The following is a 25,198-nucleotide window of genomic DNA, read 5'->3' as shown; positions in this document are numbered from 1 at the left end:
GTCATTCTCCTTGAGTCGCGGGGTCGGCTGCCGGCGATCCGGTGAACGGCAGGCGCGGGTCGACGTCCTGGTGCTCCCAACTGCCGCGCAGCCAGGTGTGATTCGGGTCGTCGCAGATCAGCCAGGCCCGGGTGGGACCGGATCCGGCCATCACGTTCAGGTAGTACATGTGGTGTCCGGGCGCGGCGATGGACGGGCCGTGGTAGCCGTGCGGGACCAGCACCACGTCGCCGGAGCGCACCTCTTCGAGCACCTCGATCGGGCGTTGCGGGGTGCCGTACACCCGGTGGTATCCGAACCCCGGGGTGCCGGCGGGGGAGTCGTCGATCTCGAAGTAGTAGATCTCCTCGAGCTGGGTCTCGACGTCGCTGTTCTCGTCGTGCTTGTGGGCCGGGTAGCTCGACCAGTTGCCGCCCGGGGTGATCACCTCACACGCGATCAGGGAATCCGCTTCGAACGCCGTCGCGGTGCCGAAGTTGTGCACCTGCCTGCTGCAGTTGCCCGCACCGCGCAACTCGACCGCGACCTCGGTCGCGGCCACCCGCCGGTTCGGGAACGATGTCGTGGCCCTCGCACCGCAGATCGCGATCCGGCCGTGGCCCGACAGGGTGTAGTCCTGTCCGATGCCGAGGTAGACCATGTCGGCGGGTCCGTCGAACACCGATGCCCGTGGCGACAAGGTGAAGGTCTCACCTCCGCACTCGACGCGTCCGCCGCCGGACAGCGGAAGGATCATCACCTCGGTGCCGCCGGTGGACAGCGACACCGAGCCGTCGTCACCCAGATCGACGACATGCAGCGAGGATTCGGCCCAGCCGGCATCCTCCGGGGTGATCGCGACGGTGAACGGAGCCGGGGCGCTGTTGGCCGGGATGTACAGCACCGACCTCATCGGACCATCGCCACGGCAGTCGCGACGGCGGAGCTGACGTCGTCGTCAGGCGGATACAACAGGCTGCGTCCGACGATCAGACCCCGCACCGAGGGCAGTGCCAGCGCCTTCTGCCAGCTGGCGAACGCCTCGTCGGGATCGGTCGGGTCGCCACCGAGTAGCAGGGTCGGCAGCGTGGTCGCGTCCATCACCCGTGCCATCTCGGGCACGACGGGCAGTTTCATCCAGGTGAAGGCCGAGGTGGCGCCGAGCCCCTGGCTGATGTGCACCGATTTGATCACCGCGTCGGGCGACAGGTCGTTGCGCACCTTGCCGTTCACTCGCGACGACATGAACGGTTCCAGCATCGCGATGAGCCCGTGGGCGGCCAGTTCGTCGACCGCGAGGGCGCAGGACGCCAGCGTCGCGACAGTGCCCGGATCGTCGAGGTCGATGCGGCACAACATCTTTCCGCCGTTCATCTTCGCCGCGGCGGTGGATGCCGCGGTGGCGCCCGTCATGCGGTCGTCGAGCTCGAATGACGAACCCGCCAGCCCGCCGCGGTTGAACGAGGAGAACACCACCTTGTCCTCCAGCGCGCCGAGCAGCACCAGGTCGTCGAGGATGTCCGCGGTGGCGAGTACGCCGTCCACGCCCGGATCGGCGAGCGCCGTGCGCAGCCGGTCGAGCAGTTCGGTGCGGCTGTTCATCGCGGTCAGCCGCGAGCCGACCGACAGCGCGCCCCTGGCCGGGTGGTCCGCGGCGACGATCATCAGTCTTCCGTTGCCGCGCAGCGTGGGCCGGGTGGTGCGCTGCGCCCAGGCGCGGGCGACGGCGCCCGGTTCGGTGGCCCGGACCTCGGTCAGCGACGCGTAGTCGGTGCACACGGCGGTGTCAGACATTGACGGCCCCGATGGCGGTCTGCTCGGCCAGATCGGCGACCTCGGCGGCGGTCGGCATCGCGGTCGAGCATTCGAGTCGGCCCGCGACGATGGCGCCCGCGGCGTTGGCGTAACGCAGCGTCTTCTCCAGCGACCAGTTGTTGAGCAGGCCGTGGCACAGGCTGCCGCCGAACGCGTCGCCCGCGCCCAGGCCGTTGACCACGTCGACTTCGTTGGGCGGCACCGTCACCGACGAGTGCTTCGTCTTACCGAGCACACCGCGCGGGCCCTGCTTGACGATGGCCAGCTCGACACCGAGGTCGAGCAGCGCGTCGGCGGCTTTGTGCGGATTGGTCTCGCCGACGGCGATCTCACACTCCTCACGGTTGCCGACCGCGACCGTGACATGGGCCAGTGCCTTGCGCACCTGCTCGGTGGCTGCGGCGGGGCTGGCCCAGAACATCGGCCGGTAGTCGAGGTCGAGCACCGTCAGCGAACGCCGCTGGCCGTGCTGATCGTCTTCGCGCGAGCGCTCACCCCTGGCCTCCCACGCCGCGAAATGCGCACTGCGGCTTGGCTCTTCGGACAGCCCGGTAACCGTCGACCAGTACAGCCGCGCCGATCGCACCGCCTCGGAGTCGATCTCGTCGGCCCGGATCTGCAGATCCGGCGCGCTGGGCTTGCGGTAGAAGTAGAGCGGGAAGTCGTCGGGCGGGAAGATCTCGCAGAACGTCACCGGGGTCGGGAACTCGCCGTGGGTGGCCACGAAGCGGCTGTCGACGTCGAGCCGCTCGAGTTCGGCGCGCACATAACGGCCGAACGGGTCGTCACCGACTCCGGAGATCAGCGCCGAGCGGTTCCCCAGGCGTGCCGCGGCGACCGCGACGTTGGCAGCGCTGCCGCCGAGGAACTTCCCGAACGTCTGCACCTCTTCGAGGCCGACCCCGACCTGGAGTGGATATACGTCGACGCCGCACCGCCCGATGGCGAGCACGTCATATGGCTGATTGGTCATCACAAGTCACTCCGACGGATAGGTGTGGGTGGCTGACTATGACTGTGCCCCGCGTCACGGCAAGCTGTCAATACTTTGTCCTGACATTCTATCTTTATCTCAATCGGTGTTAGGATTCAGCTACCTTTGACACGTTCCTCGCGAGATCGGAGCCGATGTGCCGCTGACTGTGGAGCTCGACAGGTCAAGCCCGGTCCCTCTCTACTACCAGCTGGCCCAGGCGATTGAGGCCGCCATCAGAGATGGCGAACTCGCCCCCGGTGACCGATTCGAGAACGAGCTCGCGCTGGCGAAGCGACTCACGCTGTCGCGCCCCACCACTCGGCGGGCCATCCAGGAACTCGTCGACAAGGGCCTACTCGTCCGCAAGCGGGGCGTCGGCACCCAGGTCGTCCAGAATCCGGTGCACCGCCGCGTCGAGTTGACCAGCCTGTTCGACGACCTCGCGCGTGCCGGCCAGGAACCGACCACCCGGCTGCTGAAGTATCACGTCGGCCCGCCCGACGAAGAGGTCGCCCGCGAACTGAACCTGACCGACGGCCGGGATGTGGCCACGATCCACCGGCTCCGGTGCGCGAACGGCGAACCGCTGGCGTTGATGACGAACCACCTGCCCGCCGACATCGCGCCGCAGGCCGAGGAACTCGAGAAGTACGGGCTCTACCAATCGCTGCGGGCCCGCGGTGTGCACATCCGCCTCGCCAGACAGCGCATCGGCGCACGCAGTGCGACGCGCGCAGAGGCGCAGCTGCTCGACGAGAAGCACAATGCCCCGCTACTGACCATGGCGCGCACCGCATTCGACGATTCGGGAGCCGCCGTCGAGTTCGGCCACCATTGCTATCGCGCATCGCGCTATTACTTCGAGACCACCCTCGTGGACCGCTGATTTTATAAAGGTCCTCTAATAGGTCCGCCGATTGCGCCACCGGCGGATGGCATTTGTGACACCCTTTCCTTTGGAACCTTCGGCAGGACCGCGGGGAGGGCATCGTGTCGCAGCACCGCCGCCCGTTCCGCGCGCTGTGGGCGATGATGATCGGGTTCTTCCTGATCGTCGCGGACTCGACTGTCGTCGCGGTGGCGAACCCGGCGCTCAAACACGACTTCGGGGTGGAGTACCACTCCGTCATCTGGGTGACCAGCGCCTACCTCCTCGCGTTCGCGGTGTTCCTGCTGATCGGTGGACGACTCGGAGATCGGTTCGGCCCCAAGCACATCTATCTGTTCGGGCTGGCGACGTTCACGGCGGCGTCGGTGTGGTGCGGTCTGTCGACGTCGGTCGGCATGCTGATCTGCGCGCGGGTGGTTCAGGGCATCGGTGCGGCGCTGCTGACCCCGCAGATCCTGACGTCGATCACCAGGACGTTCCCGCCGGAGCGGCATGGTGCTGCGATGAGTGTCTGGGGCGCCACGGCCGGGGTCGGGATGCTCGCGGGCCCGGTGCTCGGTGGGCTGCTCCTGGGTGCCGCCGACTGGCGGTGGATCTTTTTCATCAACCTGCCGATCGGTGTCGCCGGTCTGGCGCTGGCGGTGTGGCTGATTCCGGCCCTGCCGGGGCGTCGACTGCGTTTCGACATCGTCGGGGCGGTGCTGTCGGGCGTCGGTATCTGCCTGATCGTGCTCGGCGTGCAGGAGGGTCAGCACCACGACTGGTCCGCCCCGATCTGGGCGGCGATAATCGCCGGATTCGTCTGTATGGCAGGGTTTTTCGGATGGCAGGCCAAGCGCTCCAGTGAACCCTTGATTCCGTCGACATTGGGTTCGTACCGGAACTTCGTGCTGTCCAACGCCGGGATCGCGCTGGTCAGTTTCGCCTTCGCCGCGTTCGCGATCCCGTTGATGATCTTCCTGCAGGAGGTGGCCGGGCTGACGGCGCTGCGCGCGGCGCTGCTCATGGCACCGATGGCGATCGCCACCGTGCTGCTCGCGCCGGTGGTCGGGCGACTCGTCGACCGTGTGCACCCCCGGCCCCTCGTCGTGTTCGGGTTCACCCTGCTCGCGGTCGCGCTGCTGTGGCTGGCCGTGGAGATGGAACCCGAGAATCCGGTGTGGCGGTTGGCGCTGCCGATGACACTGGTCGGGGTGGCCGGCGCGTTCACCTGGGAGCCGTTGTCGGCCACCGCGACCCGTGCGCTGCCGGAGGACCTCGCCGGTGCCGGATCCGCGGTGTGCAACACCGCCCGCCATGTCGGCGGGGTGCTCAGCAGCGCCGGTATCGCCGCGCTGATCACGGTGCTGCTCGGCGACGAACACGCCGAGCACATCCACCTCGATGACGAAACCGGGGCGGCGCTGCCCGAACCGCTCGAGGACCTGTTCGCCGATGCGATGGCGCAGTCGATGCTGCTGCCCGCGTGTGCGGCGGCACTGGGGATCGTGGCGGCGATGTTCCTGGTGGGCGGCGAGCAGAAGCCCGCGCCGGCGGCCGCAGTGGCACTGTCCCGACACGGAGGGGGGACACCGTGACCGCAGTGGCGCCGCAGCCGAGCGTGGTCGATGCCGAGGCGCTGGCCGACGAGGAGTTGCGCGACCTGCTGGCTTATCCCGGGGGCCTGCGGCGGCCGCTGTTGCGCGCCAATTTCATCGCCAGCATCGACGGTGCGGTGACCCTCGACGGCTCGGGTCGCAGGCTCGGCACGGCGACCGACCGCCGGGTGTTCACCAGGCTGCGCGAGGTCGCCGACGTGATCCTCGTCGGTGCCGTCACCGCTGCGGCCGCCCCGTACGTCGACATCCGGCTCAGCGCCGAGGCGCAGGCGTGGCGGATCGCGAACGGGCTGGCCGCCGCGCTGCCCGTGGCGGTGGTGTCGGGTACGGGCGCGGTGCCCGGGCATCTGCTCGACGACGTCGACGTGCCCGCCGTGGTGCTCGTCAGCGCGAGCGCCGACGAGTCCGCGCGTCGTGTGCTGGCGCGTTCCTCGGCGCGGGTGGCCGAGCTGCCCGGCACCACGATCGGGTCCGCGGCGATCCGCGACGCGCTCGGCCGGCTCGGGTTGCACCGCGTGCTCGTCGAAGGAGGGCCCACCTTGTTCTCACAACTGGTGTCCGACAACGGGATCGACGAGCTGTGCCTGACGACGAGCCCGAAGGTGGTCGCCGGGCCTGCCCGCCGCATCGCCGCGACCGACACCCACGTCGAGATCCGGATGGAACGACGCGCCATCCTCGTCGGTGGCGACGGCACCGTCATCGTGCGCTGGGCGCGAACGCCGCCCTGAACGCCGACAGCGCGGCCTCACTTCCCGCTGCGCCCGCTCCGGACGCCCACGCCTCCATGCCGACCGTGCCGGTGTAGCCCATCCCGCGCAGCGCCTCGGCCACCGCCGGATAGTTGATCTCGCCCGTGCCGGGCTCGCAGCGGCCCGGCACGTCGGCCACCTGGATCTCGCCGATCGCGTCACCGCAGCGGCGGACCAGTTCGATCAGATTCCCCTCGCCGATCTGGGCGTGGTAGAGGTCCAGCATCATCTTCACGTTCGGATGGCCCACCCCCTCGATCAGCGCCAGGGTGTCCTTTGCCCGCGCCAGCGGAACCCCGGGGTGGTCGACGATCGTGTTGAGGTTCTCCACACAGAACTGCACACCGGCCGCGGCGCCCAGTTCGCCGATGCGCTCCAATGTCCGTGCCGCGGTGAGCCACATCTGCCCCGTGCTGCGCTGCCGGGGGCGTGCTGCGTGGCCGTCCACCAACTCGGCGGTGTGCAGGTTCAGCCGGGTGACGCCGAGGGTCTGGGCGGCCTCGACGCTGCGCCTCGCGGTGCGCACCACCTCGTCACAGGTCTCGGGGTCGACGAGGTCGCCGTGCAGATAGCCCGTCATCGACGTGATCGTGACCCCGGTGGCCGCCAGCGCGCTGAGGTCCTTGTCGTGCCAACTCCAGATCTCGGCGGCGAAACCCAGTTCACCGATGCGCTCGATCCGCTCGACGATCGGCAGGTCGCGAAACACCATCTCGGCGCACACCGCCAACTGGAAGCTCATCGCGCCACCCGGCTGGGCAGGCCCGGCGCCGGTGTCGCGCCGAATTCCGTTGCAGTCTGGGCATTTTGCTTATCAGTGGGTCCGCCGAGGCGGGCGATGGACAACGACGATGTCATGGGCACTCCGGAATCTGTGAAGGTGGACCAGAACGTTCTCGGACGGTAGGCGTGTCGTGAGTCCCGCCGAGCCGGCGGGGATCATGGGCGCCTGATCTGCGGCAATTCAAACACGGCATGACTTGCAGTCCTAATGTCAGGACAAAGTCTTGACTTTCTCGTGTGAGCCGTATTACATCAGCTGTGAGGCGTGTCGCCCGACATGGGTTCATCGAGCCGACAAGGGCGTCGCGGCAGTGTCGACGACAAGGAGAAACTGTGATGGGCGATCGCGCGAAGAGCGGAAAACACCAGACCCTCAAACGCCTCGCGGCATTTGCCGGCGCGGGGGTTCTGGCATTCGGGATCGTCTCGTGCTCGTCGACCGGCGGCGCCCCGCAGGGGTCCGGAGAGAGCGGTGGTGGCGGCACCGTCGACACCCCGCGGATGACCATCGCGATGATCACCCACGAGGTGCCGGGCGACTCGTTCTGGGACCTGGTGCGCAAGGGCGCCGAGGCGGCGGCCAAGAAGGACAACGTCGAGCTGCGCTACTCCAACGATCCCGAGGCGCCGAATCAGGCCAACCTCGTCCAGTCGGCCATCGACAGCAATGTCGACGGCATCGCCGTCACGCTGGCCAAGCCGGACGCGATGCAGGCCGCGGTGAAAGCCGCTGAGGCCAAGGGCATCCCGGTGGTCGCATTCAACGCCGGCATGGAGTCGTGGAAGCCGATGGGCGTCAAGGAGTACTTCGGCCAGGACGGCGGCATCGCCGGGCAGGGTGTCGGCGAGCGGCTGACCAGCGAAGGCGCCACCAAGGCGATCTGCGTGATCCAGGAGCAGGGCCACGTCGACCTGGAAGCCCGCTGCGCCGGCGTCAAGCAGACCTTCCCGGCCACCGAGGTCCTCAACGTCAACGGCAAGGACATGCCGTCGGTGGAGTCGACCATCACGGCCAAGCTGCAGCAGGATCCGAGCATCGACTACATCGTCACGCTCGGCGCACCGTTCGCGCTGACCGCGGTGCAGTCGGCCAAGAACGCGGGAAGCACCGCCAAGATCGGCACATTCGACACCAATGCGGCGCTGGTCGATGCGATCCAGAACGGCGACGTGCAGTGGGCCGTCGACCAGCAGCCGTATCTGCAGGGCTACCTCGCCGTCGACTCGCTGTGGCTCTACCTGAGCAACGGCAACGTCATCGGCGGCGGGCAGCCGACATTGACCGGTCCGGCGTTCATCGACCAGTCGAACATCGAAGCCGTGGCGGAGTACGCCAAGGGCGGCACGCGCTGAGTCGCGTGATGAAGACGGGAATCCTGCGATGAGCGCCTGCGCGAAGAGGAGACAGTTCAGATGACAACCCAGGAGGCTCTCGACGTCTCCGGCCACAAGGTGGTCCGAGACGAGCGGGTCAAGGAACGAAATCGACTGCAGCGAGTACTGATCCGGCCCGAGATGGGTGCGGGCATCGGCGCCATCGGGATCTTCGTCTTCTTCCTGATCGTGGCGGCCCCGTTCCGCGAGGCGTCCTCGCTGGCGACGGTGCTCTACGCCAGTTCGACGATCGGCATCATGGCCTGCGGCGTCGCGGTGCTGATGATCGGCGGCGAGTTCGACCTGTCCGCCGGTGTGGCCGTGACGTTCAGCTCGCTGGCGGCGTCGATGTTGGCCTACAACCTGCACCTGAACCTGTGGGTGGGCGCGCTGCTGGCGTTGGTGCTGTCGCTGACCGTCGGATTCTTCAACGGGTTCCTGGTGATGAGAACCAAGATCCCGAGCTTCCTGATCACGCTGAGTACGTTCTTCATGCTCGCCGGCATCAACCTGGCGGTCACCAAGCTGGTGGCCGGACAGGTCGCCACCCAGAGCGTGTCCGACATGGCCGGCTGGGATTCGGCGCAGAAGGTGTTCGCGTCGTCGTTCACGCTCTTCGGCGTCAGCATCCGGATCACCGTCGTGTGGTGGCTGGTGTTCACCGCGATCGCCACCTGGGTGCTGTTCAAGACCAAGATCGGTAACTGGATCTTCGCCGTCGGCGGAGACGCCGACAGCGCTCGCGCGGTGGGTGTTCCGGTGACCAAGGTCAAGATCGGGCTGTTCATGTTCGTCGGCTTCTGCGCGTGGTTCGTCGGCATGCACCTGCTGTTCGCGTTCAACACCGTGCAATCCGGCCAGGGCATCGGCAACGAGTTCTTCTACATCATCGCCGCGGTGATCGGCGGCTGCCTGCTCACCGGCGGCTACGGCACCGCGATCGGCGCGGCCATCGGCGCGTTCATCTTCGGCATGACCAATCAGGGCATCGTGTACGCGGGCTGGGACCCGGACTGGTTCAAGTTCTTCCTCGGCGCGATGCTGCTGTTCGCCGTGATCGCCAACAACGCCTTCCGCAACTACGCAGCAAAGAAGTGATCCGATGACCATCTCCGTCGAAAAGCCCAACAGCGCACCGCAGGCCGGAGGCAAGGTGCCTCTGGTCGAGTTGAGGGACGTCGGCAAGGCCTATGGCAACATCACCGCGCTCACCGGTATCAGCCTGCGGGTGCACGCCGGCGAGGTCACCGGCATCCTCGGCGACAACGGCGCGGGCAAGTCCACCCTGATCAAGATCATCGCCGGATTGCATCAGCAGACCGACGGTGAGCTTCTGGTCGACGGCGAACCGATCAAGTTCAGCTCACCGGCGGACGCGCTGGGCAAGGGCATCGCGACGGTGTACCAGAACCTGGCCGTCGTGCCGCTGATGCCGGTGTGGCGCAACTTCTTCCTCGGTCAGGAGCTGCGCAAGAAGTCGTTCCCGTGGTCCTTGGACGCCAACGCGATGCGGGCGACCACGCTGACCGAACTGGCCAAGATGGGCATCGACCTGCCCGACGTGGACGTGCCGATCGGATCGCTCTCGGGCGGTCAGAAGCAGTGCGTCGCGATCGCGCGCGCGGTGTTCTTCGGCGCCCGGGTACTGATCCTCGACGAGCCGACCGCAGCCCTCGGCGTCAAGCAGTCCGGTGTGGTGCTCAAGTACATCACCGCGGCCAAGGAGGCCGGGTTCGGCGTCGTGTTCATCACCCACAACCCGCACCACGCCCACCTGGTCGGCGACCACTTCGTGCTGCTCAACCGCGGCCGCCAGAAGCTGGACTGCAGCTACGACGACATCACCCTCGAGCACCTGACCCAGCAGATGGCAGGCGGCGACGAACTCGAGGCGCTGTCCCACGAGTTGCGCTCGGCCAAGAAGTAATTTGCGCCGAACTGAGGTTCCCGGCTGCGAATTCGGCCCCGACAACAGCCGGGAACCTCAGTTCGGCGAAAAAGGGCGAGGCGCTACTTGGTGACCAGCTCGATGAACTGGACCTGGATCTCGCCGACGACCCCGCCGAGGACCGCGCCGACGGCGATCATCAGCGGCTCGTCGTCTTTGAATACCGGTCGCAGGATCGACTCGTACTCCTCGTTGCTGAGCTGACTCATCTTGTCGACGATGGTGTTCTCCAGGTCGATCACCCGCACCGCGTAGTTCTGTGCCTCCGACAGCGTCTCGGGGAGCCGCTCCAGCGTCAGCGCCACCACCCGATCCTTGAGGGCGCGATAGCGTTTGGTGCCGATGGCCAGCGCGACGATCGGCTTGGCGATGCCGGTCTGGTTGTCGATCGCCGCCTCGATCTCGCGGCCCACCAACGCGAACAGCTTGTCCGCACCCGGGCCCTTGATCAGGCCGTCGAACAACACCTCGGGGGAGAACAGGTCGTCGGCCAGGATCTTGGCGTAGTTGCGGGTGATCTGGTCGCGCTGGGCGTGCAGCAGACCCTGGAACGGGAACAGCCCCAGGAACTTCCGCGGCTGTGTCGGCCGGAACAACATGTTCAGCGCGATGTAGTCGCTGAGGAAGCCGACCGCGAACCCGAACGCGGGCATGATCCACGGATTCTTGAACAGTGCCCAGGCCACCACCTGGACCAAACCGATCGCGAATCCGAAGTAGATGCCGCTGCGCCGCACGAACGCCATCGCGTCGGCGGTGACCCCGCGCATCAGCTTGACGAGTTTGTCCTTGTTGCGCACCAGTGTGGTGACCGCGAGGAACTGCACGTCCAGGTAGCGGCTGAGGTCGGATCTGACCTCGGTGAGCATGTTCTCGATGATCTGCGGCACCTGGGCGGTGATCCGGGCCTGCACCGCCTGACGTCCGCTCTCGGGCAACGCATCCCACAACCCCGGGCGGATCTGTTCGGCGATGTCGCGGGAGATCTCGTCGACGGCCTGCGTCAGCGGTTCCCGCAACGTCTCCAGCGCGTCGTCGACGTCGATGCGGTCCAGCAGTTCCTCGGGTTTGAGCAGGTTGGTGGTGAGCAGCTCGATGGTCTTCGACCCCACCTTGCCGGCCCGCCGCGGCACGATGCCCTGCCAGCCGAACGGGCCGACCCCTCTGAACTCGGTTGGCCGGTAGAGCATCTCCAGCGCGACGATCTTGGTGCTCCACCCGACGAACGCCGCGACGAACGGCATGGACAGATACACCCACCAGTACTCGCGGACGTCGGTGGTGATCTCGGCCCAACTCGACAACGCGACCGTGGTGACGGTCATTCGTGCTCGGCGCCCTCTGCGGCGGCCTGCCACAGCGACGTGCCCAGCGGCGACAGCGACAGCGTGAACTTCTCGATCCGCGCGGGCACCGGACCCCTGGTCGCGCTCTTGATCGCGGCGAGCACCGCCGATTCGGCGAGCAGCACCTCGTACTCGGTGTCCAGAGCCGGGTCCTCGGGTCCGACCTCGACCAGGCCCAGGGAGAGCAGATGGCTGACGTACTGCGGCACCATGTGCGGCAGCGCGACGTTGGCGGTGCGGCCCACCAGCGACGCGTTCTCCAGCACCGCACGGCGCGGTGTCCTGGACTGTTTCCATCCGTAGACGTTCACCAGCGGTGACGAGGAGCCGTCCGACAGTGCGCCGAGAATGCGCGCCTCGTCGGCCACCAGCTGGTCGAGCAGATGGTGATAGAGCTCGACCTGGCTGCCCCGGGTGTTCTGATCCAGGGCGCGGCCCAGCAGCGTGCTCATCTTCTCGGTCAGCGACGCGGTGTCGGGTTCAGGTGTCGCCGACGCGACCGGGCGCTCGTCGGGCTCCTCGGGTGCGGGCTCGTCCTTCGGGTCCAGCGCGTCGAGCCCGGTCCGCAACGCGCCGACGACCTGCTTCTCGGTCCAGGTGTAGAGGTCGAGGCCGGTGCGCACGGCGTCGATGGCGTGGTTCATCAGCGCGCGCGGGACGTACGGGTTCGGCATAGACAGAGAAGTTAACGGGTGTCACGTCGATCGGACGGCAAACCTTGGGGAATCTCACACCGCGTCGCGGGTGTATGGCCGTGCGGTCGATTGGGTGGCAGGGGTGCCGGGTACGACTCCGACATGACTATCTCGACCCTGAAGACAGAAGACGCCGGACCCCGCGCGGTGAGTCGCAGTGTGCAGGTGTCCGCGCCGGCAGCGACCCTGTTCGAGCTGATCGCCGACCCGCACCGGCATCCGGAGATCGACGGCTCGGGCACGGTGCGCGACGTCGACGTCAAGGGGCCGCACCGGCTGAACACCGGCGACAAGTTCACCGTCGGGATGACGCAGTACGGCGTGCCGTACAAGATCACCTCGAAGGTCACCGCGGTGGAAGAGAACCGCGTCGTGGAGTGGGAGCATCCGCTCGGGCACCGGTGGCGCTGGGAATTGGCCGAGGTCGGCCCCGGCGCGACGAAGGTGACCGAGACCTTCGACTATTCGACGGCCAAACTGCCGGTGATGATCGAACTGCTCGGAATGCAGAAGAAGAACGCCGACGGCATCGAGTCCACACTGCTGGCCCTGGCCGACCGCTACGACACGCACTGACGTGCGCCGATACCGACTGTTCACGATGTCGTCATGAGGCCGGTATCCCGACGACGAGCCGCGCCCGCCCGGCGGCGGCACAATGGGCCACATGGACAGTGAGAACGGAACTCGGGTGCACTCGCCCGTTTGGCGTGACCCGCTGTCGGCGGGATGGCGCGCCCACCGCGGCCTGTTGCTGCTGCGCCTGCGCTGGCACGAGCGGCGTACCGCCGCGGAGGGCCGGGACTGACGGTCAGCGCGGCGCCATCCCGGCGGCGCGGTACACGTCGTCGATGAGGGCCATGTTCGCCACGGCGTCGGCGGTGTCCAGTGGCAGCGGTGCGCCGTGGCGGACGTGCTCGGCGAACGCCTCCAGCTGATAGGTGTAGGACGCGCGCGGGCCGAAGCGTTCGACGGTCGTGCCGTCCTCGGTGCGCACGGTGAGCCGGTCGTCGTCCGGGGGCTTGATGAAGTTGTGGACGAACGCCTCCCCGCGCGTACCGATCAACCGCAGCGTGAACGAGTACTCGTCCTCGACCATCGAGTTCGACGTGAACCCGGTCAGTCCCGACGGGAACACCAGCTCGGCGTCGAACCGCTCGTCGACACCCGGGGTGCGCTGCACCGCCGTCGCCGACACCACCGACGGCGCACCGAACCGGCGCAGCACATGCAGCCCGTAGCAGCCCAGGTCCATCAGCGCCCCGCCGGCGAGCTCCAGTGACCAGCGAGGGTCGTCGGGCTGCGGTTCGGGCATACCCATCCGGACCTCGACGCGGGTCAGCTCACCGAGGGTGCCGTCGCCGGCGAGCGCGAGGGCCCGCTGATTGGCCGGGTGGAACAGGTAGTGGAACCCCTCCATCACGGTGACGCCGGCAGCGTCGGCCGCGGCGGCGACCCTGGCCGCCTCGGCACGGTCACGTGCGAACGGCTTCTCGCTCAACACCGGTTTGCCCGCCGCGACGGCGGCGAGGTTCCACGGTGCGTGCAACGCGTTCGCCAGCGGGTTGTAGATGACGTCGACCTCGGGATCGCTCACCACGTCCTGATACGTCGGCAGCACCCGTTCCACGCCGTACTTGTCGGCGAACACGTCCGCGCGCAACGGATCACGTGCCGCGACGGCCACCAGGCGGTGCCCGAGTTCCCGGGCCGGCTCGACGATCGCCGACTCGGCGATGCGGGACGCGCCCAGGATGCCGATGCGCAGCGTCACGACGTGACGCCGGAGGCCGCGCCCTGCAGGAACCTGACGCTGGCCAGCACGTCGTCCAACGGACCTTCCCCGGCACCGGGGACCCCGGCGAGGATCTTGTCCTGCTCCATCACGTACCAGCCGTCGAAGCCGTTGTCCTCCAACGCCGAGACGATGCCGGCGATGTCGACGTCGCCGACGCCCAGCGGCACGTACATGCCCGCCGCGACCGCTTCGGTGTAGGTCATCTCACCCGACTGCACCCGGGCGGCGAGGCCGGCGTCCACATCCTTGAGGTGCGCGTGTTTGATGCGGTCCGGCACCTCCCGGGCCAGTGCCAGCGGATCGGTGCCGCCGATGAGCAGATGGCCGGTGTCCAGGCACAGCGGGATGTGCGATCCGGTCAGCACCCGGTCCACTTCGGCGCGAGTCTCCACCAGCGTGCCGACGTGCGGGTGCAGCACCGCGGTCAGGCCTCGTGCCGCGACGATGCCGGCCAGCCGGTCCAGATTGGAAAGCAGTGTCCGCCACTGTGCGTCGTCGAGCACCGGACGCTCGTCGTAGCCGTCCTGACCGGTGGCGGCGGCGAGTACCACGACACCGGCACCGGCGGCGACCAACGACTCCAGCGGGCCTGCGAGGTCGTCGGCCGGGTCGTGGTCGTCGCGGTAGAGCACCACCGGGACGAAGCCGCCCACACACGCGAGCCCGTGTCCGTCGAGCAGCCGCACCAGTTCGACGGTATCGGACGGAAGGAACCCGTCAGGGCCGAGTTCTGTTGCGGTCAGCCCGGCTTCGCGCATCTCGGTCAGTACCTGATCGGGGCCCAGCTGATATCCCCAGCCCGGAACCTCACACACTCCCCATGAGATGGGTGCGCCCGCGATCTTCACTGCTTGGCCTCCTTGCGGACCGATTCGATGCTGACCGGGACACCGCGGCGCAGGGACTCCGTCGCGGCTTCGGCGATCCACGCGACCTCGACCGCGTCGGCGACGGTGGCACCCTGAATCGGGCCGCCCTGAACGAGTTCGACGAATGCGCCCAGCTCGGTGCGGAACGCCTCGGTGAACCGGTCCATGAAGAAGTGGTGCGGCTGGCCCGAGGGGAACTCGACCGCGGGGTCGGCGTTGAGCACCGGGGCGCCCTGATCCCAGCCGGCCACCACGGTGTCGTCGAACCCATGCACCTCCAGGCGGCAGTCGTAACCCCGGCCGTTGTACCGGGCCGCGGACACCACCCCGAGTGCGCCACCGTCGAAGCGGACCACGACGGCGGCGGTGTCGACGTCGCCGTACTCGGTGAACAGCGGGTCACCCTGCACGCTGCCGGTCGCATACACCTCGACCACGTCTTGTCCTGTGACCCAACGGATCACGTCGAAGTCGTGCACCGCGCAGTCGCGGAAGATGCCGCCCGAACCCTTGATGTAGTCCATCGGCGGGGGAGCGGGATCCATCGTGGTGCTGCGCACGGTGGTCAGCGCGCCCAGCGATCCGCTGTCGACCGCGGCCTTCACCGCGGCGAACGCGGTGTCGAAACGGCGCTGATAACCCACCTGGACCGGTACGCCGGAGCGGGCGATCAGATCGGCGACCCGCTGGCTCTCCGCGGCCGTGGAGGCGATCGGCTTCTCGCAGAACGTCGGCAACCCGCGCTCGACGGCGGCGAGGGTCAGCTCCGCGTGCGCCGGGGTCGCGGCGGCCACGACCACGCCGTCGACGCCGGACGACAGCAGCTTCTCCACCGAATCCACCGGCGTGGCACCGTATTTGGCGGCGACCTCACCGACGATGTCGGCGCGTTCGTCGGTGATCACCAGCCCGGAGACGGCAGGCAGGTTGGTCAGGGTCTCGGCGTGGAACGCGCCGATCCGGCCCAGCCCGATCAGTCCGAGTGTGGTCATGGGGTTCTCCGTTCGTTCTGCTCGCCGAGCGCGAGGTCGAGGTCTTGTGGGGTGAGGTCGTCGGCCAGTGCCTGCAGCACGGTGTCCACCTGGCTGGGCGGGGCGAGGCTGCCGATCGGCTGGTCGCTGTCCAGGTTGGTCGGGAACGCGTAGCCCTCCGCCGTCGCGATCACGACGTTCTCGACGTCGCGGGCCGGGCGGCCCGCCGCCCGCATCGCGCGCAGCACCGGGTAGACGGCCCGCACCATCGCGGTGCGGTCCATCGCCTCCATCGCCCGCCCGAACGGCGAGCTGATCTGCATCAGGTTCGCGATGCGCCGGATATCTGCCGAGAAGTTCGTTCCCGCACCGTGATACAGCGCCGGGTTGAAGAACACCGCGTCGCCCTTGCACAACGGCAACTGCACGTGGTTCGCGGCGAAATAGTCGATGAACTCCGGCCGGTTGAACGCGATGTAGCCGCCGGCGAAGCGCTGCGAGTGGGGCAGAAGCATGGTCGGCCCGCTGTCGACCGGCATGTCGCAGTGCGCCACGGCGCCCTGCAGCGTCAGCGCCGGTGAGGTGCGGTGGATGTGCGCGGGGTAGGCGGCCAGATGGTCCTCGGGAACGAACCCGAGGTGATAGTCGCGGTGGGGGACCTGCGCCGTGCCACCGGGGTTGACGACGTTGACCTGTGAGGTCACCTGATACCGCGGGCCCAGCCATGCCTGGCAGACGAGCGCGAGTGCGTCGTTGGCGTAGTACTCGGCGAAGACCTGCGGGTCATGGAGCGCGAGCTTCTGCGCGGCGTTCCAGATGCGGTCGTTGGCGCCGGGCGCACCGAAGTGGTCGCCCGCGGCGAGGCCGGCCGAGCGCTGGGCCTCGATGATCGCGAAGAACGCGGCGCTGGCCCGGTCCACGATGGCGGGGTCGAACGCGCCGGTGAACACCACGACCCCGGGCCCGTCGGACAGCGCGCGGATGAGTTCGGCCTGCAGCGCCCGCCGGTTGCCCGCGCCGGCCATCGCCTGCGCGGAGTAGACGAGCACGTTGCCGCGCACCTCCTCGGCGTGCGGGTAGTCGGCCAGGGCGGTGTCGCGTTCCACCTGCGCGCGGAAGGCGTCCAGGCTCAGGTCTGATTCGCCGAGCCAGGGTGCCTGCCCGGCGTGGAGGAGCTCGGCGTGGAGGGGCGTCATGGCAGTAGTCTTGCTGTGATCGAGGACGCAATCAACGGCATAAATCCATCAAAAACACCTCACCAATTGCCCGCGAGCAGACGCGAACTCGCACCTTTCGGGGCCAATGTGTGCGAGTTTGCGTCTGCTCGCGGGGAGAACTCGCGGGAGAACCAGGGGGCCGACGGTGCCGCACCGCTACAAAGTGCGTGAGATCGCGCAGCAGGCCGGTCTCAGCGAGGCGACCGTCGACCGCGTGCTGCACCGGCGGCCCGGGGTTCGGGAGAGCACCGTCGCCGAGGTCAACCAGGCGATCGCCGACCTGGACAAGCAGCGCGCACAGCTGCGGCTGAACGGCCGTCGCTACCTGATCGACGTCGTGATGCAGACGCCGCGGCGGTTCTCGGATGCGTTCCGCGCGGCCGTCGAGGCCGAACTGCCCGCGTTCGCGCCGGCGATGGTGCGCGCGCGGTTTCATCTGTGGGAGTCCGGCACCACCGCCCAGATGGTGGACACGCTGGCGCGGTTGCGCGGCAGTCACGGCGTGGTGCTGAAAGCGCAGGACGAACCCGAGGTGGCCGAGGCGATCGACCGCCTCGTCGAGTCCGGGATCCCGGTGGTCACCTACACCACCGACGTGCCGGCCAGCGCCCGCTGCGGCTATGTCGGAATCGACAACCACGGTGCCGGCGTGACCGCGGCCTACCTGGTTGAGCAGTGGCTCGGCGAGAATCCGTCCGGTGTGCTGATCACGCTGAGCCGCACGGTGTTTCGTGGGGAAGGGGAGCGCGAGGTCGGGTTCCGGTCGGCGCTGCGCGGCTCCGGGCGTCCCGTGGTCGAGGTCAGCGACGCCGACGGGATCGACGCGACGCAGGAGCGGCTGGTCCTCGACGCGCTGGAGGCCAATCCCGGAGTCGAGGCGGTCTACTCCGTCGGCGGCGGCAACGTCGCGACCGTCGCGGCATTCGACACGCTCGGGCGCAAGTGTCGCGTGTTCGTGGCCCACGACCTCGACGCGGACAATCGCCGGCTGTTGCGGGAGGGGCGCATCTCGGCGGTTCTGCACAACGATCTTCGGGCCGACGCGCGGCTGGCGTTGCGGCTGATCCTGCAGGAGCGGGGTGCGCTGCCGGTGGAGCCGGCCAGGCCGGTACCCATCCAGGTCGTCACGCCCTACAACCTGCCGGTGCACTACTGAGTGACACCCCACAGCGTGACACCCCACAACGGCCGAATCGCCGAATCGCAGCACCCCTCGTTACCATTTGGTGTCCCACGGTGTCTTGAGCGCCGACAAAATGCCAGGAGATCAATCGGTGCCGCGAGACCTCGTCAACGGTGTGACCATCCTGGGGAACCTGGCCATCGACATCATCAACGGCGGCCCGGCGAGCCCGGGCGGATGCGCGTCGTTCGCCGGCACCGCCCTGGAGGCCTCCGGAGGTGCGGGCCGCATCGTCGCGATGGGCGCCGAGGCCGACCACGCACTGTTCGATGCGCTGTGCCAGCGGTTCGGCGACATGATCCAGGTCCTTCCCGCCGATCGCACCAGCGCGTTCCACCTCGACTACGACGACATCGACCACCGCCACATGGCCGTCGACGAGATCGGGCCGGTCTGGGGTGCCGCCGAGATCGAGGCCGCCGATCCGGACACCACCTGGGTGCACCTCGCGCCGCTGCTGCGCACGGATTTCCCGGCCGAGACGCTGGCGCTGCTGTCCGCGCGCGGGCACCGCGTCGCCTACGACGGTCAGGGCCTCGTGCGCGCCGACCGGCGCGGTCCGCTCGTGGAGGACCGGCACTTCTCCGCCGATCTGCTGACCCACCTCGACGTCCTGAAGCTGGCCGAGGACGAGGCCGTCGTGGTGGCCGACGGCCCGTTCGACGCCGAGGCCGCCGAGCGGCTCGGGGTTCCGGAGATCGTGGTGACCTACGGCTCCGAGGGCTGCCACATCTATACCGAGGGCGGCGTCATCCACGTTCCCGCGGCGTGGCGGGTGCTCGACGTGCAGACCACCGGCGCCGGTGACATGTTCACCGCGAGCTATGTGGCCAATCGGGCAGCCGGCGCCGATCCCCGGCGCGCTGCCGAACAGGCGAGCAAGCTCGTCGCCTCCGAACTCGACAAGCGCCGCGTCGGGTCCGTTCCGCTCTGAGCCGCACCCGGTGCTTGCGGTGCTTGCTGGGGGCTACCGACCGGTAACCCCAGTCTTAGAGAATGCCATTCTCCTGAACGTGACGAAAACCACAAAAACGCGCGCTGTTTCCCGGCGGGGACGTGTTGAGCTGGGTATACCTTCCAGCTTTACTTGGCGGTAACCCGTGAGTCCTTTTCTGGTTAGCCTAAGAGAAGTGCAATAATCGGTACTCCCAGTGACAGAAACATTTGGGTAGCCATTTCGTATCGGAGCGACGTGCACTTCGCGGCCGCCGGCTGAGTCGGCGATGCAGCCGCCGGCTGAGCCGGCAATGCAGCCGAGTTGCGACGCGGAGATGTGCGGCCTGACGAGACGTTGAGAGGCAGGGTCGTGAGTTCAAACGGCAGTGACTCCGCTAACGGCACCGCCCCCCGGCAGAAGCTGGAGAAGGTCGTCATCCGGTTCGCCGGTGACTCCGGTGACGGTATGCAGCTGACCGGCGACCGCTTCACCTCTGAAGCCGCGCTGTTCGGCAATGACCTTGCCACCCAACCGAACTACCCGGCGGAGATCCGGGCGCCCCAGGGCACCCTGCCGGGCGTCTCGTCGTTCCAGATCCAGATCGCCGACTACGACATCCTGACCGCCGGTGACCGGCCCGACGTGCTCGTCGCGATGAACCCGGCCGCGCTGAAGGCCAATGTCTCCGACCTGCCCCGCGGCGGCCTGATCATCGCGAACTCCGACGAGTTCACCAAGCGCAACCTCGCCAAGGTCGGTTACGACTCCAACCCGCTGGAGAGCGACGAACTGTCCGACTACGTCGTGCAGGCAGTGCCGATGACGACGCTGACGCTCGGCGCCGTCGAGGAGATCGGCGCGACCAAGAAGGACGGTCAGCGCGCCAAGAACATGTTCGCGCTCGGACTGCTGTCGTGGATGTACGGCCGCGAGCTCGCGCACAGCGAGGCCTTCATCCGGGAGAAGTTCGCCCGCAAGCCCGACGTCGCCGAGGCCAACGTCCTCGCGCTGAAGGCCGGATGGAACTTCGGTGAGACCACCGAGGCGTTCGCGACCACCTACGAGGTCGCGCCGGCGAAGCTCAAGACCGGCGAATACCGGCAGATCTCCGGCAACACCGCGCTCGCGTACGGCCTCGTCGCCGCCGGTCAGCTGTCCAACCTGCAGCTGGTGCTCGGGACCTACCCGATCACGCCCGCGTCGGACATCCTCCACGAGCTGTCCAAGCACAAGAACTTCAATGTGATGACGTTCCAGGCCGAGGACGAGATCGCCGGTATCGGTGCCGCGATCGGCGCCTCCTACGGCGGCGCGCTCGGTGTCACCAGCACCTCGGGTCCCGGCATCTCGCTGAAGTCCGAAGCCATCGGCCTGGCCGTGATGACCGAGCTGCCGCTGATCGTCATCGACGTCCAGCGCGGCGGCCCGTCCACCGGTCTGCCGACCAAAACCGAGCAGGCCGACCTGCTGCAGGCGATGTTCGGCCGCAACGGCGAATCCCCGGTGGCGCTGCTGGCGCCGCGCTCGCCGTCGGACTGCTTCGACATCGCGGTCGAGGCCGCTCGGATCGCGATCGACTACCACACCCCGGTGATGATCCTGTCCGACGGCGCGATCGCGAACGGCTCGGAGCCGTGGGCCATCCCGGACATCTCGACGTACGAGCCGATCGAGCACACCTTCGCCAAGGAGGGTGAGCCGTTCCAGCCCTACGCCCGCGATCCCGAGACGCTGGCCCGTCAGTTCGCCGTTCCCGGCACCCCGGGTCTCGCGCACCGCATCGGCGGCCTGGAGTCGGCCAACGGCTCGGGCAACATCTCCTACGAGCCGAAGAATCACGACCTGATGGTCCGGCTGCGTCAGGAGAAGATCGCCGGGATCAAGGTTCCCGACCTCGAGGTCGACGATCCGACCGGCGACGCGGAACTGCTGATGCTCGGCTGGGGCTCCAGTTACGGCCCGATCGGCGAGGCCTGCCGCCGCGCCCGGCGCAAGGGCATCAAGGTCGCCCACGCCCAGCTGCGGCACCTGAACCCGTTCCCGGCCAACCTCGGCGACGTGCTCAACAAGTACGCCAAGGTGGTCGTCCCTGAGATGAACCTCGGCCAGCTCGCGCTGCTGCTGCGCGGCAAGTACCTGATCGACATCCAGTCGGTGACCAAGGTGGAGGGGATGGCGTTCCTGGCCGACGAGGTCGAGGGCATCATCGACTCGGCGCTGGATGGAACGCTCGGCGACAAGGAAATCGAGAAGGCCAAGTTCGCCCGGTTGGCCGCGGCCACCGTGGAGAGTGTGGGAGTGAGCGCATGACTGACCTCGTAGGCACTGACCTCGGACTGACGCCGGGCGCGCTGACGAAGACCAGCCTGGTGCCCAAGACCGACGTCCCGCAGAAGGGCAAGGATTTCACCAGCGACCAGGAGGTCCGCTGGTGCCCGGGTTGCGGTGACTACGTCATCCTCAACACCATCCGCAACTTCCTGCCCGAGCTGGGTCTGCGGCGCGAGAACATCGCGTTTGTCAGCGGCATCGGCTGCTCCAGCCGGTTCCCGTACTACCTGGAGACCTACGGGTTCCACTCGATCCACGGCCGTGCGCCGACCATCGCGACCGGCCTGGCGCTGGCCCGCGAGGATCTGTCGGTCTGGGTGGTCACCGGTGACGGCGATGCGCTCTCGATCGGCGGCAACCACCTGATCCACGCGCTGCGCCGCAATATCAACATCACGATCCTGCTGTTCAACAACCGGATCTATGGTCTGACCAAGGGGCAGTACTCGCCGACCTCGGAGACCGGCAAGGTCACCAAGTCGACCCCGATGGGCTCGCTGGACTACCCGTTCAACCCGGTGTCTCTGGCCCTGGGTGCGGAGGCGACGTTCGTCGGCCGTGCGCTGGACTCGGACCGCAAGGGCCTGACCGAGGTGTTGCGCGGCGCCGCCGAGCACCGCGGTGCGGCGCTGGTCGAGATCATGCAGGACTGCCCGATCTTCAACGACGGCTCCTTCGACGCGCTGCGCAAAGAAGGCGCCGAGGAGCGGTTGATCAACCTCGCCCACGGCGAGCCGATTACGTTCGGCACCGACGGTGAGTACTGCGTGATCAAGTCCGGCTACGGGCTGGAGGTCGCCAAGACCGCCGACGTGTCGGCCGCCGACATCGTCGTGCACGACGCGACGCTGGAGGACCCGGCGTACGCGTTCGCGCTGTCGCGGCTGTCGGAGCAGAACCTCGACCACATGGTCATGGGCATCTTCCGGAAGGTCAGCAAGCCGACCTACGACGACGCGGCGCGTCAGCAGATCGCGTCGGCCCGTGAGGCCAAGGCGCATGACACCGCGGCGCTGCAGGCTCTGCTGCGCGGCAAGGACACCTGGACCGTCGACTGATCCGACCGGCTGACGGTCGACGACCGCTGCGCTAACGTCGCGGTGTGACGTCGTCGCTGTCGTTGGCTGGTGTTGTCCTCGCTGGTGGTGCGTCGCGGCGGATGGGCCGCGACAAGGCCACATTGGTGGTCGACGAGCCCTCGGGTTCCCCGACCACGATGGTCGAGCGGGTGGTGTCGGTGCTGCGCGCCCGCTGCGATCCGGTGTTCGTGATCGCGGCCCCCGGCCAGGCGCTTCCCGACCTCGACGCCGTGGTGCTGCGGGACGAGGTTCTCGGAGTGGGGCCTCTGCTGGCCACCGGGAGGGGGCTGCGTGCCGCCGCCGAGGCCGGCCGCCGGCACGCGTTCGTCAGCGCCGTGGACATGCCCGCGCTGACCCCGGATCTGATCGACATCCTCGCGGCCCCGGCCGAACGGCTCGACGCGGACGTCGTGCTGCCGTGGGACGGGCGCGACCACTACCTGGCAGGTATCTACCGGACCGCACTGCACGACGTCGTGTCGGATCTGCTCAAGACCGGTGCCCGCAGTATGCGGGCGCTGGTCGACTCCGTGGACACCCAGCGGATCGTGCTCCCTGAGCAGCCCGCGCTCGCGAACGTCAACACCACGGAGGACCTGGAGGCCATCCGCCCGCCCCGATTGGCCTAGCAAATTCGCCATTCCGGCGCGTCGCAATCGCCATTGTCGTGGGGAGTATTCTCCGCCATTTAAATTCCGAATTTCTCCCGTAATAAGATGCGAGTTCGTCGGTTCGTACGGCAGACGGTGGACAGTCACCGTTTCGTCGGCGGGCGAGTCCCCATGTGCACGAAGTGATTTCGCGGACGTAATGTCGGAAAGAGCGCCTGTTCGGCCGACTTCGAGTCGATTCGTCAGGCGTCGAAATAGTGGATTCCGTCCAATTCGCCACTATTGCGGCGGGGTCGGCGGACCGGCGGGAAATGCGGTATCGGTGGCGGGGAAGTACTGGCAGGTTCGGCCATAAGCGTTGCCCTGCAACATTTTTGCATCCGATGGCGCCGGGATCGACCTCGGCGAACAGGGCTCAAGGTGAAATCTCTTTGGAGAGAACGTCATCGGCTGGGTCTGGCGAATCGGCGGGACGTCCATGCCGGCGAACCGGTGAGTTGCCCTGCCCATGTGGAATCGTCGTCAATTGCAGGCGGGCAGGCTTTTTCGTGCAAACGGCCCGGTGAACAAGTGTTTTGCGGTGGTCCAGCTCACAAAATGCCGGTGATTTGGCTCACTTTCGGTTTGGTGGCGAGCCGCCGGACGCGGCCGGCGGAACCGATCGTTGACCTGCGTGGACGTCGGCTAGCCCGGGTCGTGATCAATCCGTTATCTGTCCGCGACCTGTTCCTGATCGAGATGACTTTGGGTGAATCGGTTTGTACGGTCCAATGGAGCTTCTTCGGGAGCAAATAACTCAAAACCACTAACCAGCGTGTGAGTGGAGCCCGGAAGCCGGACCGGCTTGCTGTGGCTGCCGGGTTCACCAACCCGGTGAGGTCCGATGCGACCTCCCCTGTTGTGCCTGACCGAGACGGCACGATCCGACCACCCCGGCCTGCCCTGCAGGCATCACGCCCGTGTGACACCGCCGTGTCTCGCGGGTGTCGGTGGCGCGCGCTCGGCGAAAGGACAGAAGTTGAAGAACATCCGCAAGACTTTCGGGCTGGCCACCATCGCCGGCGCGCTCGCCGTCGCGCCCCTGGCGCTGGCAGGCACCGCGAACGCGAACGTCGACTGGGACGCCGTGGCGGCCTGTGAATCGGGCGGTAACTGGGCCATCAACACCGGTAACGGTTACTACGGTGGCCTGCAGTTCACGATGAGCACCTGGCAGGCCAACGGCGGCAGCGGCTCGCCGCACAACGCGAGCCGGGAAGAGCAGATCCGGGTGGCCAACAACGTGCTGCAGTCGCAGGGCATCGGCGCGTGGCCGACCTGCGGTGGCCGCGGCTGACCGCAGCCACACCTCGTCGAAAAGGCGGTGCCGACCATGGTCGGCACCGCCTTTGTCGTCTTCAGGACCAAGCTCCTCAGAGGCCTCTTACGTCAGATAAGTAACTACTAAAACTTTCATCTCTTCGGTAACAGGTGACGTGCCTCACTCGACAGTTCGGGTAGCCGCAAGGTCAAGGTCGGGGAAGGACCGCAAAGATGAACGTTCGCAAGATTGTCAGCAAGGGCCTGATGGCCGCCGCGATCTCCGGAGCGCTCGCCGTCGTGCCGATGGCGATGGACGGCACCACTGCCACCGCTCACGCCGATTCCGTCAACTGGGACGCGATCGCGCAGTGCGAGTCGGGCGGGAACTGGGCCATCAACACCGGCAACGGCCACTACGGCGGTCTGCAGTTCAAGCAAACGACCTGGTCGGCCAACGGTGGCGCCGGGAACCCGGCCACCGCCCCGCGCCACGAGCAGATTCGCGTCGCCGAGAACGTTCTGCGCACCCAGGGACTCAAGGCGTGGCCGAAGTGCGGCGCCAAGGGGATGGCTGCTCAGGTGTGGGGCAACCAGGCGCCGACGCAGATGCCCGCGGTCGTCCCGGCCACCGCGCCCGGCAAGGCCAACGGCTGCGCCACGATGCCGACCTCCGTATTCGGCGGCATCGTCGACCTGCGCAAGATGTGCACCGCGCTGTTCACCCCGCGCGCCGCGCGCTGACCAG

25 protein-coding genes are annotated in these 25,198 nt (G+C 67.6%); 15 read left to right on the top strand and 10 right to left on the bottom strand.

All coding sequences use genetic code 11. From position 1 onward, the window contains the following. Position 1 precedes the first annotated feature (1 nt). Genes iolB through iolC form a run of 3 tightly spaced genes read right to left on the bottom strand, consistent with a single transcriptional unit; the run spans position 2 to position 2,767 of the window. A complete protein-coding gene (iolB, locus tag BST38_RS26370; RefSeq protein WP_083146479.1) occupies positions 2-892 on the bottom strand; it encodes a 5-deoxy-glucuronate isomerase in 891 nt (296 codons plus the stop codon). Beyond that, positions 889-1,773 carry a Cgl0159 family (beta/alpha)8-fold protein gene (locus BST38_RS26365; protein ID WP_083146478.1) on the bottom strand — a complete coding sequence of 295 codons (885 nt, stop codon included), beginning with the start codon at positions 1,771-1,773 and terminating at the stop codon, positions 889-891. Before BST38_RS26365 ends, iolB begins: the two co-directional genes overlap by 4 nt. Then, positions 1,766-2,767: a 5-dehydro-2-deoxygluconokinase gene (iolC, locus tag BST38_RS26360; protein WP_083146476.1), complete on the bottom strand. Its 1,002-nt coding sequence runs from the start codon at positions 2,765-2,767 to the stop codon at positions 1,766-1,768. Before iolC ends, BST38_RS26365 begins: the two co-directional genes overlap by 8 nt. A 157-nt stretch (positions 2,768-2,924) precedes the next feature. Between iolC and BST38_RS26355 the strand changes: the two genes are divergently transcribed. From BST38_RS26355 to BST38_RS26345, 3 genes are all read left to right on the top strand, one after another. Then, complete coding sequence (locus BST38_RS26355; RefSeq protein ID WP_083146474.1) at positions 2,925-3,656, top strand: GntR family transcriptional regulator; 732 nt, start codon at positions 2,925-2,927, stop codon at positions 3,654-3,656. Between the two features lie 104 nt (positions 3,657-3,760). Further along, complete coding sequence (locus tag BST38_RS26350) at positions 3,761-5,236, top strand: DHA2 family efflux MFS transporter permease subunit (RefSeq protein ID WP_237160929.1); 1,476 nt, start codon at positions 3,761-3,763, stop codon at positions 5,234-5,236. Continuing rightward, positions 5,233-5,988, top strand: a complete 756-nt coding sequence (locus BST38_RS26345; protein ID WP_083146472.1) for a dihydrofolate reductase family protein — start codon at positions 5,233-5,235, stop codon at positions 5,986-5,988. Before BST38_RS26350 ends, BST38_RS26345 begins: the two co-directional genes overlap by 4 nt. Here the strand turns inward: BST38_RS26345 and BST38_RS26340 are convergent. Beyond that, positions 5,957-6,751 carry a TIM barrel protein gene (locus tag BST38_RS26340; protein WP_083146470.1) on the bottom strand — a complete coding sequence of 265 codons (795 nt, stop codon included), beginning with the start codon at positions 6,749-6,751 and terminating at the stop codon, positions 5,957-5,959. The genes BST38_RS26345 and BST38_RS26340 overlap by 32 nt on opposite strands. A 377-nt stretch (positions 6,752-7,128) precedes the next feature. Here BST38_RS26340 and BST38_RS26335 point away from each other — a divergent pair, with 377 nt between their 5' ends. The 3 genes from BST38_RS26335 to BST38_RS26325 are packed head-to-tail and all read left to right on the top strand — an operon-like array spanning position 7,129 to position 10,093. Beyond that, positions 7,129-8,145: a substrate-binding domain-containing protein gene (locus BST38_RS26335; RefSeq protein WP_083146468.1), complete on the top strand. Its 1,017-nt coding sequence runs from the start codon at positions 7,129-7,131 to the stop codon at positions 8,143-8,145. Positions 8,146-8,205: 60 nt separating this feature from the next. Further along, positions 8,206-9,264, top strand: coding sequence for an ABC transporter permease (locus BST38_RS26330; RefSeq protein ID WP_083146467.1), 1,059 nt, complete (start codon positions 8,206-8,208; stop codon positions 9,262-9,264). Positions 9,265-9,268: 4 nt separating this feature from the next. Further along, on the top strand, positions 9,269-10,093 hold the full coding sequence (locus BST38_RS26325) for an ATP-binding cassette domain-containing protein (protein WP_083146465.1): 825 nt from the start codon (positions 9,269-9,271) through the stop codon (positions 10,091-10,093). 83 nt (positions 10,094-10,176) lie between these two features. Here the strand turns inward: BST38_RS26325 and BST38_RS26320 are convergent, their stop codons facing one another. Together BST38_RS26320 and BST38_RS26315 are read right to left on the bottom strand one after the other, a co-directional pair. Then, positions 10,177-11,439, bottom strand: a complete 1,263-nt coding sequence (locus tag BST38_RS26320) for a DUF445 domain-containing protein (protein ID WP_083146464.1) — start codon at positions 11,437-11,439, stop codon at positions 10,177-10,179. After that, positions 11,436-12,134, bottom strand: a complete 699-nt coding sequence (locus BST38_RS26315) for an Abi-alpha family protein (protein WP_083146463.1) — start codon at positions 12,132-12,134, stop codon at positions 11,436-11,438. The genes BST38_RS26320 and BST38_RS26315 overlap by 4 nt, the downstream gene beginning before the upstream one ends. Positions 12,135-12,257: 123 nt before the next feature. Between BST38_RS26315 and BST38_RS26310 the strand changes: the two genes are divergently transcribed. Together BST38_RS26310 and BST38_RS29500 are read left to right on the top strand one after the other, a co-directional pair. Then, positions 12,258-12,731 (top strand): SRPBCC family protein, encoded by a 474-nt coding sequence (locus tag BST38_RS26310; RefSeq protein ID WP_083146461.1) that lies wholly within the window; start codon positions 12,258-12,260, stop codon positions 12,729-12,731. Positions 12,732-12,822: 91 nt separating this feature from the next. After that, a complete protein-coding gene (locus BST38_RS29500; protein WP_165761661.1) occupies positions 12,823-12,963 on the top strand; it encodes a hypothetical protein in 141 nt (46 codons plus the stop codon). Positions 12,964-12,966: 3 nt separating this feature from the next. Here the strand turns inward: BST38_RS29500 and BST38_RS26305 are convergent, their stop codons facing one another. The 4 genes from BST38_RS26305 to BST38_RS26290 are packed head-to-tail and all read right to left on the bottom strand — an operon-like array spanning position 12,967 to position 16,989. Next, positions 12,967-13,929, bottom strand: coding sequence for a Gfo/Idh/MocA family protein (locus BST38_RS26305; RefSeq protein ID WP_083146459.1), 963 nt, complete (start codon positions 13,927-13,929; stop codon positions 12,967-12,969). After that, positions 13,926-14,801, bottom strand: coding sequence for a sugar phosphate isomerase/epimerase family protein (locus tag BST38_RS26300; protein ID WP_083146458.1), 876 nt, complete (start codon positions 14,799-14,801; stop codon positions 13,926-13,928). The genes BST38_RS26305 and BST38_RS26300 overlap by 4 nt, the downstream gene beginning before the upstream one ends. Further along, entirely contained in the window at positions 14,798-15,814 is a 1,017-nt protein-coding gene (locus BST38_RS26295) for a Gfo/Idh/MocA family protein (protein ID WP_083146457.1), read from the bottom strand. The genes BST38_RS26300 and BST38_RS26295 overlap by 4 nt, the downstream gene beginning before the upstream one ends. Continuing rightward, positions 15,811-16,989 carry a phytanoyl-CoA dioxygenase family protein gene (locus tag BST38_RS26290; protein WP_083146456.1) on the bottom strand — a complete coding sequence of 393 codons (1,179 nt, stop codon included), beginning with the start codon at positions 16,987-16,989 and terminating at the stop codon, positions 15,811-15,813. The genes BST38_RS26295 and BST38_RS26290 overlap by 4 nt, the downstream gene beginning before the upstream one ends. Positions 16,990-17,155: 166 nt before the next feature. Between BST38_RS26290 and BST38_RS26285 the strand changes: the two genes are divergently transcribed. The 7 genes from BST38_RS26285 to BST38_RS26255 all read left to right on the top strand — a co-directional run bounded on the left by BST38_RS26285 (position 17,156) and on the right by BST38_RS26255 (position 25,194). Next, the gene (locus BST38_RS26285; RefSeq protein ID WP_083146455.1) at positions 17,156-18,166 is read left to right on the top strand and encodes a LacI family DNA-binding transcriptional regulator; all 1,011 of its coding nucleotides are present in this window, start codon (positions 17,156-17,158) and stop codon (positions 18,164-18,166) included. Between the two features lie 142 nt (positions 18,167-18,308). Continuing rightward, positions 18,309-19,127 (top strand): PfkB family carbohydrate kinase, encoded by an 819-nt coding sequence (locus BST38_RS26280; RefSeq protein ID WP_083146489.1) that lies wholly within the window; start codon positions 18,309-18,311, stop codon positions 19,125-19,127. Positions 19,128-19,499: 372 nt separating this feature from the next. Beyond that, positions 19,500-21,440 (top strand): 2-oxoacid:acceptor oxidoreductase subunit alpha, encoded by a 1,941-nt coding sequence (locus tag BST38_RS26275; RefSeq protein WP_083146452.1) that lies wholly within the window; start codon positions 19,500-19,502, stop codon positions 21,438-21,440. Further along, complete coding sequence (locus tag BST38_RS26270) at positions 21,437-22,519, top strand: 2-oxoacid:ferredoxin oxidoreductase subunit beta (protein ID WP_083146449.1); 1,083 nt, start codon at positions 21,437-21,439, stop codon at positions 22,517-22,519. The genes BST38_RS26275 and BST38_RS26270 overlap by 4 nt, the downstream gene beginning before the upstream one ends. 44 nt (positions 22,520-22,563) lie before the next feature. After that, positions 22,564-23,169: a molybdenum cofactor guanylyltransferase gene (gene mobA / locus BST38_RS26265; protein WP_083146446.1), complete on the top strand. Its 606-nt coding sequence runs from the start codon at positions 22,564-22,566 to the stop codon at positions 23,167-23,169. A 1,000-nt stretch (positions 23,170-24,169) separates the two neighbouring features. Continuing rightward, positions 24,170-24,487, top strand: coding sequence for a transglycosylase family protein (locus tag BST38_RS26260; RefSeq protein ID WP_181792060.1), 318 nt, complete (start codon positions 24,170-24,172; stop codon positions 24,485-24,487). Positions 24,488-24,684: 197 nt separating this feature from the next. Then, entirely contained in the window at positions 24,685-25,194 is a 510-nt protein-coding gene (locus BST38_RS26255) for a transglycosylase family protein (RefSeq protein ID WP_083146440.1), read from the top strand. Positions 25,195-25,198: the final 4 nt, after the last annotated feature.

This window comes from Mycolicibacterium parafortuitum, assembly GCF_002086815.1.
In the GTDB taxonomy this organism is placed as follows: domain Bacteria; phylum Actinomycetota; class Actinomycetes; order Mycobacteriales; family Mycobacteriaceae; genus Mycobacterium; species Mycobacterium parafortuitum.
Note: the sequence above shows the minus strand (reverse complement) of the source record. Positions and strands in the feature narration are given on the sequence as shown.

Bases quoted from the DNA above. Each gene is read 5' to 3' on its own strand.
- iolB (WP_083146479.1), bottom strand. From the start codon at position 892: ATGAGGTCGGTGCTGTACATCCCGGCCAACAGCGCCCCGGCTCCGTTC.
- BST38_RS26365 (WP_083146478.1), bottom strand. From the start codon at position 1,773: ATGTCTGACACCGCCGTGTGCACCGACTACGCGTCGCTGACCGAGGTC.
- iolC (WP_083146476.1), bottom strand. From the start codon at position 2,767: ATGACCAATCAGCCATATGACGTGCTCGCCATCGGGCGGTGCGGCGTC.
- BST38_RS26340 (WP_083146470.1), bottom strand. From the start codon at position 6,751: ATGAGCTTCCAGTTGGCGGTGTGCGCCGAGATGGTGTTTCGCGACCTG.
- BST38_RS26335 (WP_083146468.1), top strand. From the start codon at position 7,129: ATGGGCGATCGCGCGAAGAGCGGAAAACACCAGACCCTCAAACGCCTC.
- BST38_RS26330 (WP_083146467.1), top strand. From the start codon at position 8,206: ATGACAACCCAGGAGGCTCTCGACGTCTCCGGCCACAAGGTGGTCCGA.
- BST38_RS26325 (WP_083146465.1), top strand. From the start codon at position 9,269: ATGACCATCTCCGTCGAAAAGCCCAACAGCGCACCGCAGGCCGGAGGC.
- BST38_RS26320 (WP_083146464.1), bottom strand. From the start codon at position 11,439: ATGACCGTCACCACGGTCGCGTTGTCGAGTTGGGCCGAGATCACCACC.
- BST38_RS26315 (WP_083146463.1), bottom strand. From the start codon at position 12,134: ATGCCGAACCCGTACGTCCCGCGCGCGCTGATGAACCACGCCATCGAC.
- BST38_RS26310 (WP_083146461.1), top strand. From the start codon at position 12,258: ATGACTATCTCGACCCTGAAGACAGAAGACGCCGGACCCCGCGCGGTG.
- BST38_RS29500 (WP_165761661.1), top strand. From the start codon at position 12,823: ATGGACAGTGAGAACGGAACTCGGGTGCACTCGCCCGTTTGGCGTGAC.
- BST38_RS26295 (WP_083146457.1), bottom strand. From the start codon at position 15,814: ATGACCACACTCGGACTGATCGGGCTGGGCCGGATCGGCGCGTTCCAC.
- BST38_RS26290 (WP_083146456.1), bottom strand. From the start codon at position 16,989: ATGACGCCCCTCCACGCCGAGCTCCTCCACGCCGGGCAGGCACCCTGG.
- BST38_RS26270 (WP_083146449.1), top strand. From the start codon at position 21,437: ATGACTGACCTCGTAGGCACTGACCTCGGACTGACGCCGGGCGCGCTG.
- BST38_RS26255 (WP_083146440.1), top strand. From the start codon at position 24,685: ATGAACGTTCGCAAGATTGTCAGCAAGGGCCTGATGGCCGCCGCGATC.